Origin of the sequence: Arthrobacter sp. SLBN-100, from assembly GCF_006715305.1 — a bacterium.
GTDB lineage: Bacteria > Actinomycetota > Actinomycetes > Actinomycetales > Micrococcaceae > Arthrobacter.
The window spans coordinates 3,769,603-3,784,038 of record NZ_VFMY01000001.1 but is presented as its reverse complement, the minus strand read 5'-3'; the positions used below and the strand labels follow the sequence as shown (position 1 = coordinate 3,784,038).

The following is a 14,436-nucleotide window of genomic DNA, read 5'->3' as shown; positions in this document are numbered from 1 at the left end:
GGCTGCCCAGCCCAGACCGTTCCTAGGCCCCTGCTGCCCGGAGTCTTTCGGAGAGGTTGTCGAGGGATTCCTTCCACTCCGGTTCGTCCGCCTCGTCCCACAGCTCGGCAAGCTCGGACTCCTCAGCGGCAACCCATTCAACCGCCTCGAGGGCAAGCTGCGCGTCCTCAGCCGTGAGCTCAGCCCCATGGGCTGTCACCCACGTTGCCACATCCTCGGGCAGGTCGCCGTGCGGGTTCCCCTGTGCTGCCGCGGTGATCTCGGCGGCCGCGACGGCGACATTCCCCTCAGGTGCGTCGATGTAGCCGTCCCCGGCAGCGTTCAGACCTTGGCGGATGACCTCGGCGCCGCCGGCTTGAGTTCTTCCAGCCAGTCCAGGGCATCGTCGTTCTCAAAGGCCTGAAATCCCCATGCACACATGTCTGCTCCTTCTGTTGTGCCGGCTGTTTTAGGCGGGCCGCAGGTCGCGGATGTTGTCCTGAAGATAGCGTGCCACCCAGTCCTGAAGCTGCCCGGCGCTCCAGGTCGGTGTGGCGACAAGGAGGATCTCGCGGTCCTCGCGGATAACCCGGGCGATGCCGTCCTCCTGTTTGAGGGCCTTCAGCATCCGGCCCACAACCCGGTTGTGCTCAAAGACGATGTCCTCCCGCAGCGCTACCTCAAGCTCACGGCCGCGGAGCTCGTCATCGCCCAGGTCTTCAACCTCCACGGGCGGCTCGTCCTCGGCCATCTCCTCATCATCCGGCTGGTCGCCGCGGTTCAGCTGCTCGATGAGGCGGCGGGCGTACTCGGCCATGGCGTCAGCGGAGGACTCGCGAAAGCCGGTGAGGTTGCAGTAGGCCTGGACCCTCGGCAGTCCGGGGAGGTAGTTGTGGTCCTCACCAGTACCGCTGACCAGGACAGGGTGCTTGTTGAGGTGGTACCGCTTGATGCGGTGGTGCGCGATCTCCCACCGCGCCTCCGGGGCGTGCTGCTGCACGACGTCGCCCAGGTAGGACACCAGCCCGTCCAGCAGGAACAGCGACTCCAGGGACAGGGCGTGCATCACCTCATATTCGTGCCGCGCCCAGGACGGCCACACTTCCCGCGGCACGCTGTTCGGATCAGTGGCGCCGGGGGGCGCGTCGAACGCCGTGAGATGGGCAAGGATCCACCCCCACAGGGGAACCAGGCTCTCGACAGAGCCATCCAGGAGAAGATCCGGGTCCTGCCCGTCGGCCGCCAGCGCCTGCCTCAGCCGCTCCAAGGCCGGACCGCGCTCCTCCAGGTACTCCTTGAAAGCGGCCTCGGACTGCTTCTTGGTCATGCTGATGTAGTCGATGTAGGCCGTCATAGTCTCTCCCCTGCTATCGGTCGAACATGGCTAGGTACCGTCGGCGGAGGCTCACGCCACTACCACCCGCTCATCCGTGTAGTCGGAGAACGGAGGCCCATCGGGGCAATCAACGGATCTCAATCGCCGACCCCGATTCGAGCTTTGCCTTTGGCGGCCTTTTCCCGGATGGCGCAGCGCCCGAGCTCCTCGATCGACGGTGCGGCGCACGATGCCATGACCAGCGCCAGGGCGACGACAACAGCGAGCTTAAAGGCACGTGGCATGGCATCCCCCCTTGCGGTTGCAGGGTCCTTTATCCCAGTTCCGGGCAGTAGACGCTTCGCACGGCGTTGCCGACCTCGATCCAAACACCTTCCGGGTTCAGATTGTGCCCATCAAAGTAAGCCTGGCAATATGACCCGGCCCTGCTGCTGTACCAATCAGCCGCTATCTCCCCCGGAATGTTTGAACTAAGCCCGGCGCTGTCCAGCTTTGCCTTGAGTTCCGCTTCCTTCTCCGGGGAAATCCACTGCTTGTTGAGCTCAAGGATCTTGGCGGAGTCGGCCTCGGTCGTCTGCGTGTAATCACCGGTGAAGTGAACCTTGCCCGCCGTTGAATCAGTTCCCTGGGTCGTCGATTGTGCGGCAGCGCCTGCTGACCCTGGGGACGGTGCAGAAGCCGACGGCGCTTCAGCTGCGCCGGCACCGGCCACTGCGGCTGGTGTGCTGGACCCTTCTGTGGGCGTACCAGCAGAATCAGAGGGTGCGGCAGCACATCCCGAGAGTGCCAGCAACCCTGCCAGTGCGGCAGTCGTGAGCAATGAAGCTTTCATGATTTCCCCCAATATGGAAGGTCGATTCCATTCGACCCGTTGCTGACTTTTCTACCATCATTTATTCGGACCGCACATGGTGCAGCGGCAGAACACCAGGCAGGAAAGGTGCCGGCCGCGGCTGGAGCACACCGGCCCCTAAGATGGCGTGCATGGATGACGAGGCCCTGGCGGAGATTGCCAACGAGCTCTATACCAAGCCGTTGGAGGACTTTATCGCGGCCCGCACAGCCGCGGCGAAGGAAGCCGCCGGGTCGGACAAGGAACTGGGGACGGCCGTGCGCGGGCTGCCCAAGCCGTCGGTTGCCGCCTGGGCCGTGAACATGCTGGCCCTGCACGAGCCGGAGGTCCTCGCCGGGCTGACGGAGCTCGGCAGCAGGATGCGCGACGCGCAGGCCTCGCTGGACGCCGCGGCACTTCGTGAGCTGGGACGGGAGCGCCGCACCATGCTGGCCGCCGCCGTCGACACCGCCCGATCGGTGGCCCGGCAGCAGGGCCGATCCATCAGCGACGCCATGGCGACCGACGTCGAGGAGACCCTGCGTGCCCTGACCGCCGATGAGGGGGCGGCCGCCGCTGTCCAAAGCGGCCGCCTGCTTAAGACCCTCTCGGCGGATGGCGTCAACGCCGTGGACCTTGACGGCTCCGTGGCGGTTGCCACCGCATTGCCGGCGGCGCCGCGAACAGCGCCCGCTCCTGCTAAGGCTGCACCGGACAAGCCACGGAAGGCGGGTACGACGACGGCGGGTACCTCCCGCCCCCAGCCGGACAAACCGCGGCTGCAGGCAGTCCGGCAGACGCCCCGGCCAGCGTCACCGCCCGCACTGGAGAGAGCAAAAGCCGCCCTGGCCGAAGCGGAGGCGGGGCATGCCGAGACGGCCCGGCTGGCCCGGGACCTGCAGGACCAGGCGGATGAGACACGCACCGAAATTGCTGAGCTCCTCCAGGAGACGGCCGAACTCCGGGCACGCCTCAAAGCAGCTGAGGACCGGCTCGAGCGCTCGCGCAAAAGCCTGGCCTCCACTGCCGCCGAGGCAAAGCAGGCGGTACGGGCTGCGGACAAGGCAGAGCGGGCAGCCATGCTGGCGCAGGAAAGGGTCCTCCGGTTGGGCAGCACAGACACGCCGTCCTGATTCCAAAGAATGTCAGACCCCGGCTGCACACTGGATTTATGGAAAATCAGCCAGTACAGGAATTTCAGGTCACCTACTTCGACGCCGACTGCGGCCGTGCCCGGGCCGAAGTCTTTGACACCATGGCAGAAGCAGAGCGCTTCGCCAGCCGGCACTGCCACGGCGAGGACAGCTGGGCGGTGGTGGACGCTGTTCAGGTCCAACCGGTCCGCATCGCCGCGTGACGCTTCACCCGTCTAAAGGGGGCTTAAAGCAGCAACCCGCGCTGCCGGGCAAAAGCCCTGGCAGCGCGGGTTGTAAGTTCCGCTGGAACTACGCGAAGTCGGACACGGCGGGGTCCGCCCCGATCCGGCCTTCGCCCTTCGCGGTGCGGTCCAGCCCGTTGATGGCCTCGACGTCGTCCGCCTCCAGGGAGACCTCCAAGGCCGCGAAGTTCTCGCGGATGCGGGACTCGGTGACGGACTTGGGGATCACCACATTGCCAATGGCGAGGTGCCAGGCAATAACAACCTGGGCAGGCGTAGCGCCGTGCTTGGCAGCAATGGCGGCCACTGTTGCGTCCTCCAGGAGCTCGCCGCCCTGGCCCAGCGGGGACCAGGCCTGGGTCAGGATCCCCTTCAAGGCGCCAAATTCACGCAGTTCCCGCTGGCTGAAGTACGGGTGCAGCTCGATCTGGTGGATGGCCGGGACAACGCCCGTTTCGTCGATGAGCCGCTGCAGGCCCTCAACCGTGAAGTTTGAAACACCGATGGACTTGACCCGGCCGCGCTTCTGCAGCTCGATCAGCGCCTTCCAGGTGTCCACGTATTTGTCCTGCTTGGGCTGCATCCAGTGGATCAGGTACAGGTCCAGCGTCTCAAGGCCCAGCCGGTCCATGGACTCCTCGAATGCGGCGAGGGTGGACTCGTAACCCTGGTCCGCGTTCCACAGCTTGGTGGTGATAAAAAGCTGCTCCGGCGACAGGCCGGAGCTTGCGATGGCCCGGCCAACGCCAGCCTCGTTGCCGTAGATCTTGGCGGTGTCGATGTGGCGGTAGCCCGCTTCGAAGGCCTGGCGGACAACCTTTTCCGCCACTCCGTCCTCAACCTGCCAGACGCCATAGCCGAGCTGGGGGATCTGGTTTCCGTCATTGAAAGTGAGTGTGGGTGAAAGAGTCATACTTTTATCCTGCCAAAACAGTCGGCCCAGCGACCAGAAATACGCCCCGATAAGCCACACGCTTAACCGGGAATATCTTCCCGGCCGGAGCTGGAGCGTTCCTCCGCGAGGTGCCTCTCGGCGTCGGCCACCTGCTGGAACACCGCTTCAGCGCGCCGGCGTACGGACACGGCGCCCACCGGGACGGGACCAACGGCGAGCCGAAGCATGGCTGCGGCCTCCGAGGTGGTGGCCAGGGAATTACCCGCTTTGGACAGCGCGCGGTGGACCCCTGCCAGGCCGACCGGAATGTCCAGTCCTTCGCTGGGCGACCGCCGCTGCGCTTCCATGCAGACAGCCCTGACGCGCTCCAGCAGCGCGGCGAGTTCATTGGCGATCTCCACCAGCTCCCCGTAGAGCTGATCGTCCTCCACGCCTTCGAGGACCTGGTGGAAGCGGTCCAGCCCCCGGTGGAAACGGTCGTGGGCACGGCGCCACAACCCCTGCCCCAATTCCGCGTCGTCCTTGCGCCCCTGCCTGGCAGCGCTGAAAAAACCCAAGCGCAACCTACAGGTACTGTCCGGGACCGTGGTCCGGGTCACTCGGCTGGCCGGGGCGCGCCGGAGCACCGGGGCGGGGGCCCGCGGGGGCCCGTTGCGGCTCGCCGTTTTCCCCGATCACCACGCCGGGGGCAATCACGGTGCCCGGCGGCAGCTGGCGGAGCTGCCGCTGCGCGGCGGCGTGCTCCCGGGCGGCGTGCTGGGCCGCAATCGCGGTCTGGATGCCGTGGAACAGCCCCTCCAGCCAACCCACCAGCTGGGCCTGGGCTATACGCAGTTCAGCGTCCGAGGGGGTGGCATCGTCCGGGAACGGCAGGTTGATCCTGTCCAGTTCCTCCACCAGTTCGGGCGCCAGCCCGTCCTCCAGCTCCTTGATGGAGCGCTCGTGGATCTCGGCGAGCCTGCCCCGCGCAGCGTCATCCAGCGGGGCCGACTTCACCTCCTCCAGGAGCTGCCTGATCATGGTTCCGATCCGCATCACCTTGGCCGGCTCATCCACCAGGTCCTGCAGGTTGCTGCCCTTGGGTTTGCCTTCGCTGGCCGGGCCAGCCGGTGCAGGTGCCGGCTGGCCATCATCGATGGTGGTGCCCTCTACCGGGAGGTCCTCAGGTGCCTGAGTGTCGTTCGGATCGCTCATGCGTTCATACTCTCATGAGCGATCCGCCCGAGGTCCACTCCATGAACCGAGCTGGCGCCCTGTCCGCTACAGGCTCAATCAGCAGCACCGGCCCTGCGGATTGGACTCCTGGCGGTCCGTCCGGTCCCGCCAGAACTCCCGTTCACTCAGCGGCGGCGTGCTGTGGCCCGCGGCCCGGTAGTGCTCCAGGTACTTCGTGTAGGCATCCGCACCCAGGACGCCGCCCAGATAGCGCGCAAATCCCCGGAAGCCCCGGGTGACAGCAGCGAGTCCGGTGCTCATCAGTGGTGTCCTGCCCGCTCGAACCGCAGCTCGGCCGGGACCTTGTCCCACTCTGCCATCAGCTCACGCTCGGCGGGAGTGGGAATGAGCCCTGCGGGGGCAAAGACCCGCGAAGGCCTGGCGGGGTCCTCGTTGTCCTGAACAGCTGCCCCATGCGCCCGGTTACGGAACGCATTGACGGTGGCGAGCACCGCCGTCGCGATCACGATGATGCTGAGCACCACAAAGATCACGGAGAGCCAGCCCTGGATGGCAGTGTTGCGCACCACCGCTTCCATGGCCGCCACGGATTTCGCCGAACCAAACTCTGTCTTCCCGTCCGCGAGGGCTTTGCTGAAGGCGGCGTTATTGGCGAAGTACCCCACGGCCGGGGTGGGCGAGAAGATCTTCTGGTAGCTCGCGGTGATGGTGACCACCGCGGCGAACGCCAGCGGCAGTGCCACGATCCAGAGGTACTTGAACGTGCCTTGCTTCGCCACGATGGCCAGGCAGACAGCCAGGGCTATGGCCGCCAGCAGCTGGTTGGCGATACCGAACAGCGGGAACAGCGTGTTGATGCCGCCCAGCGGATCAGTGACGCCCATCAACAGCACCGCGCCCCAGGCACCCACCATGACCGCGGTGCAGAGCCAGGCGCCGGGCCGCCAGGAAGCTTCCTTGAACTTCGGAACGAAGTTGCCGATGGAATCCTGCAGCATGAACCGGGCAACGCGGGTTCCCGCGTCCACTGCCGTGAGGATAAAGAGTGCCTCAAACATGATGGCGAAGTGGTACCAGAAGGCCATCAGGGCTGTGCCGCCGATGAACTGCTGCATGATGTGCGCGAGTCCCACCGCCAGCGTGGGTGCACCGCCGGTACGCGAGACGATGCTCTCCTCGCCCACGTTCCCCGCAGTCTCCGAGAGCAACTCCGGGCTGAGGTTGACCCCGGCCAGGCCAAGGCTGTTGACCCAGGTGGCGGCTGTTTCGGCTGTTCCCCCGGTCAGGGCCGCGGGAGCGTTCATGGCGAAGTACAGGCCGCGGTCGATCGAGATTGCTGCCAGGAGGGCCATGATGGCCACGAAGGACTCCATCAGCATTCCGCCATAGCCGATGTAGCGGGTTTGCCGCTCCTTTTCCACCAGTTTGGGTGTGGTGCCCGAGGAGATCAGGGCGTGGAAGCCGGACAGGGCGCCGCACGCGATGGTAACGAACAGGAAGGGGAACAGCGCGCCGGGGAACACAGGCCCGTTCTCCCTGCTGGCGAATTCGCTGAACGCCGGAACGGTGATCTCCGGGCGGACCACAATGATGGCCACCGCGAGCATCACGATCACGCCGATCTTCATGAACGTGGACAGGTAGTCCCGGGGTGCCAGGAGCAGCCAGACGGGCAGGATCGCCGCGATGAAGCCGTAAACGATGAGCGCCCAGGCGATGGTCACCTTGTCCAGCGTGAAGACGTCTGCGCCCCACGCGGTGCCGGCCACGATGCCGCCGCCGATGATGGCAGCCATCAGCAGGACGAACCCGATCAGCGAGACCTCCATGACCTTGCCGGGCCGCAGGAACCGGAGGTATACGCCCATAAACAGCGCGATGGGGATGGTCATGCCCACGGAGAAGACGCCCCAGGGGCTTTCGGCCAAGGCGTTGACCACCACCAGGGCGAGGATTGCCACGATGATGACCATGATGAGCAGGGTGGCGATGAGGGCCGCCGTGCCGCCGATGACTCCGAGCTCCTCGCGCGCCATCTGTCCCAGCGAACGCCCGCCGCGCCGCATCGAGAAGAACATCACCAGGTAGTCCTGCACGGCCCCTGCAAGCACCACGCCGATGATGATCCAGATGGTGCCGGGCAGGTAACCCATCTGGGCGGCAAGGATCGGGCCCACCAGCGGGCCCGCGCCGGCGATGGCGGCAAAGTGGTGCCCGAACAGGACGTTCCGGTCCGTCCGCACGTAGTCCTTGCCGTCTGCTTTGTACTCGGCCGGGGTGGCCCGGAGGTCATCCGGCCTGGTGATGAAGCGCTCGATGACCTTGGAGTAGAAGCGGTAACCGATGAGGTAGGTACAGACCGAAGCAAAGACGAACCAGATAGCGTTCACGGTTTCGCCGCGGATGATCGCGAGCATAAACCAGGCCACGCCGCCCAGCAGGGCAATCGCCGCCCAGAGGGCGATTTTTCCGGGTGTCCACTTCTTCTCTTCGGCCTCGCGGACGTTGTGGTCCAGGGCCGACGGCGGGAGGACGGTCTCGGTGGCCACCGCACCTTCCCCCCGGGCTGCGCTTCGTCGATGATCTGGCGTTCCGGCCATGGCTCCTCCTTGAGATTCTTCCGCATCTGCTGACACGCACCCTACCAACGCGGAACTGGCACCGGACCGGATTTTGCCGCCTGGAGGACCAACCTGCGCCAAACGGCCCGCACTCGTCGACGAGCGTCGGGCCGCGCCACTGTCGAAGGTGCTGCAGGTCCCTTGCGGCTGCCCGGAGGGCAGCTCCTTAACCCCACGGTAAGCCTGTCGGCGCCAATCAGAAAGACCCGCGCTACCTTCAGCCGCCCTGTTCAGGTGCCGGGCGGAAGGTTCAGGTGCCGAGCGCGCGCCGTGATGCCGGCAGCCGGGCGCGGGTGAAGAGCCAGGCCAGCAGGGCGCCGGCCAGCGGTACCGCAACCAGGAGTGCCACGAGGTGTATCCAGGGAACTTCGACGGCGGTGCGCAACTCGGTGGACCGTGCGACGAGCGCCGCAGGCACAGTCCCCGCGAGGCTTCCGAGCACGGTCCCCAGCCCGGCCGTCAAAAGCGCCTGGGAACCCGCGAGGCTCTTCCGCAGTCGGGGCGAAGCGCCAATTCCGGCGAGCGTAACGTGGTCCGCACGGGCATCCGCAAGGGAAAGGCCTGTGGTGATGCCTGCCGCGCTGAAAGTGATCAGTGCGCTGATGGCCACGATGGACCAGGTCATCCACGAGTCGCCCTGCGTGATGCCGGGCTCAGCCCAGAATCCGACGTCGGGACGCCCGTAGACGGCGGCGATGGCTCCCGACGCCGTATCCACCTCCGCCGCCGAGGGGAACCTGCTGAGCTGTACCAGGAGTTCCGCCGCCTCCGGACGCAGGTCCAGGCGCTGGGCCGTCTCCGGCGAAATGACTCCGTAGTAAGGAAGGGCTTCGGCCGGTTCCACCACCACGGCGGGCAACATGCTGCTGGTCACCGTCTCGTGCATGCGCGAAGGGTCTGCCGCATCCTGGGTCTGCGTGCGCACATCCTGGCCCTCGAGCACCGCCCGGCCTTCCCGGACGAAGACGGGGTTGGTCACCACCATGCCGCCGGCTTCCAGCACTGCAAGGGCTTCAGGACCCGCCTCACGGCCGAGTACAGCACTGATCTCGTTCGCGCCGCCCACCAGGATTGCATGCCGGGAGCCTGGCGATTGCCCCAGGGAACCCCGGCAACGCCAGTCATCGGGGTCCACCACCCTTCGTTGCGGTGTTACCGGGCACTCGTTACCGGCCGGCTTGGCGAGTGAGTACTGCAGGCAGTTGGAGGTGGCAGTTCTCGGTGGCGCGGACAGATCAAGGCCGGGCCCGAAGGCGCAATTTTGGATGTACGCCGGTGCGGTGACCACCTGCGTCCACGCAACGTTGCTGAGGGCAGCTTCCACCGCGGCAGCGAGTTCAGCCGGATCGGCTTGGACCGCCGGCTGGGTGCTGCCGTCCGGCAGGAGGGGCTGTTCCAGGGACAGCGGCAGGAATACCTGGTTTTCCAGCGCGTTCCACGAGTGGTTCTCCCGCATCACTGCCTGCTGGCTGGCCGAAAGGACCAGGGCGGCGCTCGCCAGGGTAGCGGCGGCGAGAACGGCTGCCACAGCCGGGACCGTCCGGCCCCGGTTCCGGGCCGCATCACGGGCAGCCATCCGCAAGGACAGCGGCAGCGTGCCCGTCCTCGCTGTCAGCAGGGTAACGAGGAATCCGGCCAAAAGCACGAGCGCGACGACGGCCAGCACGGCACCGGCAATCAGCAACGAGGTAACCAGCGGCAGTTGCCCGGCCTTCCGGTCGGGATCGGCACCCGACTCCCCCAGCACCCAACCTGCGGCCAGCAGCGCCCCGGCCAACAGCAACAGGGCGGCACCGGCCACGGTGGTCCGCTTCCCGTTGCCCGCAGGTGCCCGGCCGGACTTGAGGGCGCCCAGGGCCGCCTGCCGGGCAACATGGTTTGCCGGCGCCATGGCTGCGAGCAGGCAGCACGCCAGGCCCAGGACCATGGCCACCAGCGTCAGCGGCACGTCTGCGTGGATGCCGGGAAAGCGGGCCGAGCCAACGGAGCGGACCCAGTGGACCACCGCTGCCGCAGAGCAGAGGCCCAGGGCGGCGCCCCAGACAACAGCAATGCTGCCGAGCCAGAGTCCCCCGGACGTCACCACGGAGCGGACAGTAGGAGAATCGGCTCCTGACGCTGCCAGCAGCGCCAGTTCGCGGACCTGACTTTTAGCGCCGACGGCGAAAGCAGCTCCGGCCAGGAGGCCCACCTCCAGGAGCGCAAGGGCAGCGATCAGGCCGAACATAGCGTAGACGGCCAGGGAATCCGACGGCGGTTGCGGCGGCGGGACGCCGTCCGGGCTGCGCTCCGCCAGGGACGGCGGATTGAGCACCACGCTCCGGGAGAGCACGCTGACGCCCTGCCGGTTTGCCTCCCGGATCTGCCGCCACGTCACGGGTTCGGAGCCCACCAGGTAGTAGGACAGCGAGTGCGGGGATTGGGATCCTTGATTCAGGGCTTCATCGGCCACCTGCCCCTGCTTCAGGAAAATGACGGAGTTCCGGTCAGAGGCATCCGCGTCCCGGATGGTTCCGACCGGCACAAAGGTGCCGGCCGACGTCGTGATCTCCTCGCCTAACTGAATGCTGAACCGCTCAAGAAGGCCCGGTGATACCAGGGCCTCGGCGGCAGAGCGTGGAGCCCTTCCCCTCAGGAGGGTGAACTTCCCGGCGAAGGCAGGATGCAGGGTGTCCACGATTCTGCCCTGCAGGGACACCAGCGCCGTCCCAACCCCCGTGGTCAGGTTGAGCTGCCGCAGCGGCAAGACCTCATAACCCGGCGGGAGCAGGTCCTGCGGGTCGGCAGGCACAAAGCCGGGATCATATTCGCCGGTGCTGTATGCCACCATCGCGTCATTAAGCGGGTCCTGGACGGACCCGGCATTGGGGGCGGGCAGCACGCTGAACCGGGCCTGCGTTCCGCCCAGCTCGTACTCAACAATTTCCGCCGGCGTCCTTTGGGCGCTCTGGAACAGGGTGGCAGCGCCGGTCATGCCGGCAACCGGAAGCATGATCAGCAGGACGATGAGCAGCGAACGCCCTTTGTGCCGCCCGATATCGCGGCGCGCTACGCGCAGCGCCACGCGGAAGCTGCTCCGGCGTCCTTTGGCGGCCGGAGCGAGATCGAGCCGCATCAGAGCCCCGCCTGGGCCAGGAGGACGGCAGGATCATGCAGGGCAGTTGCCTGGTCCACAACCCGGCCGTCGCGCAGGAACACCACCCGGTCCGCCCAGGCTGCGTGCCGGGCCTCGTGGGTCACGAGCATCACGGCGGCACCGGCATCCGCCCGGGCACGCAGTACTTCCATCACCCCTTGGCCGGTGGTGGAGTCGAGTGCCCCCGTGGGCTCGTCGGCGAGGATCAGGCGCCGCTGCCCCACCACCGCCCGCGCTATGGCCACCCGCTGCTGCTGGCCCCCGGACATCTGATCCATAAAACGATCCGCAAGTTCCGGGATCCCCACCTGCCGCAGGGCATCCAGCGCCTGCCGGCGGGCCTTTTTCCACGCTGTGCCGTCCAGTTCAAGCGGCAGCGCCACATTCTCCGCGGAGGTCAGGGTAGGCACGAGGTTAAAGTCCTGGAAGACATAGCCCACGGCCCGGCGGCGAAGGCGCGCAAGTTCGTTCAGTCCCAGCCCTGCCAGGGGCGTGGATTCCACAAAGACACCACCCGACGTCGGGCGGTCCAGTCCCCCGGCCAGCGCCAGGAGCGAGGACTTGCCGGACCCCGACGGCCCCATCACCGCAACAAATTCACCTGCCGCCACCGTGAGGTCAACGTCGCGGAGGGCGGCGACCGCCGTCGCGCCTTCCCCGAACGTCTTGCTGACCTTCGCAAGTTCCAGGACCTGCTGCGGCCCCTGGACGCTCATCGGCGGCTGTCCGCGTTGAGCGGGGCGGCGTCTTCCGTGACCCCGTTGGACGTCGTGCGTGCCTGGCCCGTTCCGGCGGACTGCGCCTGCTGGACCATCCTGGCCTCACAGAGGTCCAGCCAGCGGACCTCCGCTTCGGTCTGGAAGATCAGGGAATCAAGGACCAGCAGCCAGGCAGTATCCCCCGAACGCTGATTGGCGGTAGTGTCCCGGCGTGCCTTGGTGTAGTCCTGCAGGGCACGCATGGACGCTGCACGCTGGGCCTGGATGATCGCCTGGACATCCACCCCCGGCAACGTGACGGCGAGCGCCAGCTTGATGGCGAGCTCGTTCCGGGGCGGGTTGTTCCGCTCCACCGGAGCCGCGAACCAGTTTTCCACCTCGGCTTTTCCGGCGTCGGTGATGCTGTAGACCACGTGGCCGTTGCCGTCGTCGCCTTCCTTGGTGACCAGGTCGTCGCGCTCCAACCGGTCCAGTGTGGTGTACACCTGCCCGATATTCAACGGCCAGGTGGCCCCGGTACGGTTCTCGAATTCGACCCGCAGCTGGTAGCCGTAGCGCGGCTGGTCCTGCAACAGGGCGAGGAGGCTATGGCGGATGGACATGGTGCTCCTTGCGCTCGTGCATTGGTCTGCACGGTCCCCCAATGGCCCGTGCATACCGCGTATATCCTTGATCGTAACCGAGCAATCCCCCGATGGCAATACTCGGTATGCAGCCTTCCTTTGCCGCCTGCAGGCACTGCTAGAGCAACAGCAGGACCTTTCCTACATGGTCGCCGCTGTCGAAGTAGGTGTGGGCGGCCTGGACCTGCTCCAGCGGGAAGGTTTTGGCCACGAGCGGGTGGATCCGCCCGTCAGTGATCATGGGCCAGACGGCGTCGCGGACAGCGTTCATGATGGCCCCTTTTTCCTCGACCGGCCTGGGCCGGAGCGCCGTGGCCACCACGGCGGCCCGTTTCTTCAGCAGCTGGCCGAGGTCCAGTTCACCCTTAGTGCCGCCCTGCAGGCCGATCACCACCAGCCGGCCGTAATCGGCGAGGGCGTCCACGTTCTGCGCGAGGTACTTGGCACCGACGACGTCGAGGATCACGTCCGCACCCCGGCCGCCGTTCTGCTCGCGAAGGGCCGCGGGGAAGTCCTCCTCGGTGTAGTTGATGGCGATATCCGCGCCCAGGAAGGCCTTCGCCGTTCCCACCTTTTCGTCCGTGCCCGCCGTCGTGGCCACTTTGGCACCCAAGGCCTTGGCCAGCTGGATGGCCATGGTGCCGATCCCGCCGGTGGCACCGTGGATCAGGACTGTCTCGCCCGGCTGGAGCTGGGCGGTCATCACGAGGTTGGAGTACACCGTGGCGGCCACCTCCGGCAGGGACGCCGCCGTGACCAGGTCCACGCCCTCGGGAATCCGGAGGACCTGTTCGGCCGGAACGGCCACCTGCTGGGCGTAGCCTCCGCCGGCCAGCAGGGCCACCACTTTGTCACCGAGGGAGAAAGGTTTGCTGACGCCCGGGCCAAACCCGGCTATCCGCCCGGATACTTCCAGCCCAGGGATTTCCGAGGCCCCGGGCGGCGGCGGATAGAAGCCCCTGCGCTGCTGCACGTCCGCCCGGTTCAGCCCCGCGGCGACGACGTCGATCAGCACCTCCCCCGGTCCGGGTACGGGAGCGTCCGCCTCGCGGACCTCCAGCACCTCCGGGCCGCCCGGTTTCGAAATGTAGACGGCTTTCATGGAACACTCCCGTTTCTGACTGAATACTCGCTGCTCGCTGCTCACTCCAACCAGTGTGCACCGGACACCTTCCGGCCTCTGTTTTGTTGCAGGCAAGTGCCTATGAAACACTACTAGTCGAGGAAGGTTGTCCGAGCGGCCGAAGGAGCTAGTCTTGAAAACTAGTGTGCGGTAACCCCGTACCAAGAGTTCGAATCTCTTACCTTCCGCGATTGGGACCCCTGTCCGCCAGCATGCTGGCCGGCAGGGGTCCTTCGTTTTCCCCCGCAACCGGAGACTCCCCCTGCTGGATCGGCCGGATCACCGCAGACGCCGCCAAAGCACGCCCGCCCAGTGCGGCTTTACTCAAGACATGCCAGGCGGAGCTTTCCTTAAAGCTACCGGCCGGTATCCTTTGTGTGATGGACGGCACATTCCGTACCGGCCACCCAACCCAAGCACTGACAGCATCTACCGGGACCGGGCTACTGGGGCTTCCGGCCGGTGGAGCGGCATGTTCCGCTGGGGAACGTCCGTTCGAATGCACGCGCTATCAACCCCGCGTTCATTCAGCGCTGTTGTGATGTGCCGGATACCGCTTGACCAGGAGCAGGATCCGGGCCCTTGTCCGTCGGTACTACCCGGACGCCTTCCATCGGT

The 14,436-nt window shown here is 66.4% G+C and carries 14 protein-coding genes, 1 tRNA gene and 1 pseudogene; 3 read left to right on the top strand and 13 right to left on the bottom strand.

The features are described 5' to 3' along the window. Positions 1-22: 22 nt before the first annotated feature. The 4 genes and pseudogenes from FBY31_RS23425 to FBY31_RS17460 all read right to left on the bottom strand — a co-directional run bounded on the left by FBY31_RS23425 (position 23) and on the right by FBY31_RS17460 (position 2,147). Positions 23-420 (bottom strand): annotated as a pseudogene (locus FBY31_RS23425) (DUF4259 domain-containing protein). A gap of 28 nt (positions 421-448) precedes the next feature. Then, positions 449-1,333, bottom strand: coding sequence for a hypothetical protein (locus FBY31_RS17465; RefSeq protein ID WP_142043628.1), 885 nt, complete (start codon positions 1,331-1,333; stop codon positions 449-451). Between the two features lie 119 nt (positions 1,334-1,452). Further along, entirely contained in the window at positions 1,453-1,599 is a 147-nt protein-coding gene (locus tag FBY31_RS22855; RefSeq protein WP_160142478.1) for a hypothetical protein, read from the bottom strand. Positions 1,600-1,628: 29 nt separating this feature from the next. After that, positions 1,629-2,147: a hypothetical protein gene (locus FBY31_RS17460; RefSeq protein WP_142043626.1), complete on the bottom strand. Its 519-nt coding sequence runs from the start codon at positions 2,145-2,147 to the stop codon at positions 1,629-1,631. Between the two features lie 152 nt (positions 2,148-2,299). On the opposite strand from FBY31_RS17460, the gene FBY31_RS17455 reads away from it, so the two are divergent. Together FBY31_RS17455 and FBY31_RS17450 are read left to right on the top strand one after the other, a co-directional pair. Then, positions 2,300-3,280: a hypothetical protein gene (locus FBY31_RS17455; RefSeq protein ID WP_142043624.1), complete on the top strand. Its 981-nt coding sequence runs from the start codon at positions 2,300-2,302 to the stop codon at positions 3,278-3,280. A gap of 38 nt (positions 3,281-3,318) precedes the next feature. After that, the gene (locus tag FBY31_RS17450) at positions 3,319-3,504 is read left to right on the top strand and encodes a hypothetical protein (RefSeq protein WP_142043622.1); all 186 of its coding nucleotides are present in this window, start codon (positions 3,319-3,321) and stop codon (positions 3,502-3,504) included. Between the two features lie 88 nt (positions 3,505-3,592). Here the strand turns inward: FBY31_RS17450 and FBY31_RS17445 are convergent, their stop codons facing one another. The 9 genes from FBY31_RS17445 to FBY31_RS17405 all read right to left on the bottom strand — a co-directional run bounded on the left by FBY31_RS17445 (position 3,593) and on the right by FBY31_RS17405 (position 13,797). Beyond that, a complete protein-coding gene (locus FBY31_RS17445) occupies positions 3,593-4,438 on the bottom strand; it encodes an aldo/keto reductase (RefSeq protein ID WP_142043620.1) in 846 nt (281 codons plus the stop codon). Between the two features lie 62 nt (positions 4,439-4,500). After that, positions 4,501-4,977: a hypothetical protein gene (locus tag FBY31_RS17440; protein WP_142043618.1), complete on the bottom strand. Its 477-nt coding sequence runs from the start codon at positions 4,975-4,977 to the stop codon at positions 4,501-4,503. 7 nt (positions 4,978-4,984) lie between these two features. Further along, complete coding sequence (locus FBY31_RS17435; RefSeq protein ID WP_142043616.1) at positions 4,985-5,614, bottom strand: bacterial proteasome activator family protein; 630 nt, start codon at positions 5,612-5,614, stop codon at positions 4,985-4,987. A gap of 78 nt (positions 5,615-5,692) precedes the next feature. Beyond that, positions 5,693-5,896 carry a YbdD/YjiX family protein gene (locus FBY31_RS17430; protein WP_142043614.1) on the bottom strand — a complete coding sequence of 68 codons (204 nt, stop codon included), beginning with the start codon at positions 5,894-5,896 and terminating at the stop codon, positions 5,693-5,695. Further along, positions 5,896-8,196, bottom strand: coding sequence for a carbon starvation CstA family protein (locus FBY31_RS17425; RefSeq protein WP_200833391.1), 2,301 nt, complete (start codon positions 8,194-8,196; stop codon positions 5,896-5,898). Before FBY31_RS17425 ends, FBY31_RS17430 begins: the two co-directional genes overlap by 1 nt. A gap of 271 nt (positions 8,197-8,467) precedes the next feature. Next, positions 8,468-11,332: an FtsX-like permease family protein gene (locus FBY31_RS17420; RefSeq protein WP_142043612.1), complete on the bottom strand. Its 2,865-nt coding sequence runs from the start codon at positions 11,330-11,332 to the stop codon at positions 8,468-8,470. After that, a complete protein-coding gene (locus FBY31_RS17415; protein ID WP_142043610.1) occupies positions 11,332-12,069 on the bottom strand; it encodes an ABC transporter ATP-binding protein in 738 nt (245 codons plus the stop codon). The genes FBY31_RS17420 and FBY31_RS17415 overlap by 1 nt, the downstream gene beginning before the upstream one ends. After that, entirely contained in the window at positions 12,066-12,674 is a 609-nt protein-coding gene (locus tag FBY31_RS17410) for a PadR family transcriptional regulator (protein ID WP_142043608.1), read from the bottom strand. Before FBY31_RS17410 ends, FBY31_RS17415 begins: the two co-directional genes overlap by 4 nt. Before the next feature lie 139 nt (positions 12,675-12,813). Continuing rightward, positions 12,814-13,797, bottom strand: a complete 984-nt coding sequence (locus FBY31_RS17405) for an NAD(P)H-quinone oxidoreductase (protein ID WP_142043606.1) — start codon at positions 13,795-13,797, stop codon at positions 12,814-12,816. 121 nt (positions 13,798-13,918) lie between these two features. Here FBY31_RS17405 and FBY31_RS17400 point away from each other — a divergent pair. Continuing rightward, positions 13,919-14,006 (top strand) — tRNA-Ser (locus FBY31_RS17400). Positions 14,007-14,436: the final 430 nt, after the last annotated feature.

Bases quoted from the DNA above. Each gene is read 5' to 3' on its own strand.
- FBY31_RS17465 (WP_142043628.1), bottom strand. From the start codon at position 1,333: ATGACGGCCTACATCGACTACATCAGCATGACCAAGAAGCAGTCCGAG.
- FBY31_RS22855 (WP_160142478.1), bottom strand. From the start codon at position 1,599: ATGCCACGTGCCTTTAAGCTCGCTGTTGTCGTCGCCCTGGCGCTGGTC.
- FBY31_RS17460 (WP_142043626.1), bottom strand. From the start codon at position 2,147: ATGAAAGCTTCATTGCTCACGACTGCCGCACTGGCAGGGTTGCTGGCA.
- FBY31_RS17455 (WP_142043624.1), top strand. From the start codon at position 2,300: ATGGATGACGAGGCCCTGGCGGAGATTGCCAACGAGCTCTATACCAAG.
- FBY31_RS17450 (WP_142043622.1), top strand. From the start codon at position 3,319: ATGGAAAATCAGCCAGTACAGGAATTTCAGGTCACCTACTTCGACGCC.
- FBY31_RS17445 (WP_142043620.1), bottom strand. From the start codon at position 4,438: ATGACTCTTTCACCCACACTCACTTTCAATGACGGAAACCAGATCCCC.
- FBY31_RS17435 (WP_142043616.1), bottom strand. From the start codon at position 5,614: ATGAGCGATCCGAACGACACTCAGGCACCTGAGGACCTCCCGGTAGAG.
- FBY31_RS17430 (WP_142043614.1), bottom strand. From the start codon at position 5,896: ATGAGCACCGGACTCGCTGCTGTCACCCGGGGCTTCCGGGGATTTGCG.
- FBY31_RS17425 (WP_200833391.1), bottom strand. From the start codon at position 8,196: ATGGCCGGAACGCCAGATCATCGACGAAGCGCAGCCCGGGGGGAAGGT.
- FBY31_RS17420 (WP_142043612.1), bottom strand. From the start codon at position 11,332: ATGCGGCTCGATCTCGCTCCGGCCGCCAAAGGACGCCGGAGCAGCTTC.
- FBY31_RS17415 (WP_142043610.1), bottom strand. From the start codon at position 12,069: ATGAGCGTCCAGGGGCCGCAGCAGGTCCTGGAACTTGCGAAGGTCAGC.
- FBY31_RS17410 (WP_142043608.1), bottom strand. From the start codon at position 12,674: ATGTCCATCCGCCATAGCCTCCTCGCCCTGTTGCAGGACCAGCCGCGC.
- FBY31_RS17405 (WP_142043606.1), bottom strand. From the start codon at position 13,797: ATGAAAGCCGTCTACATTTCGAAACCGGGCGGCCCGGAGGTGCTGGAG.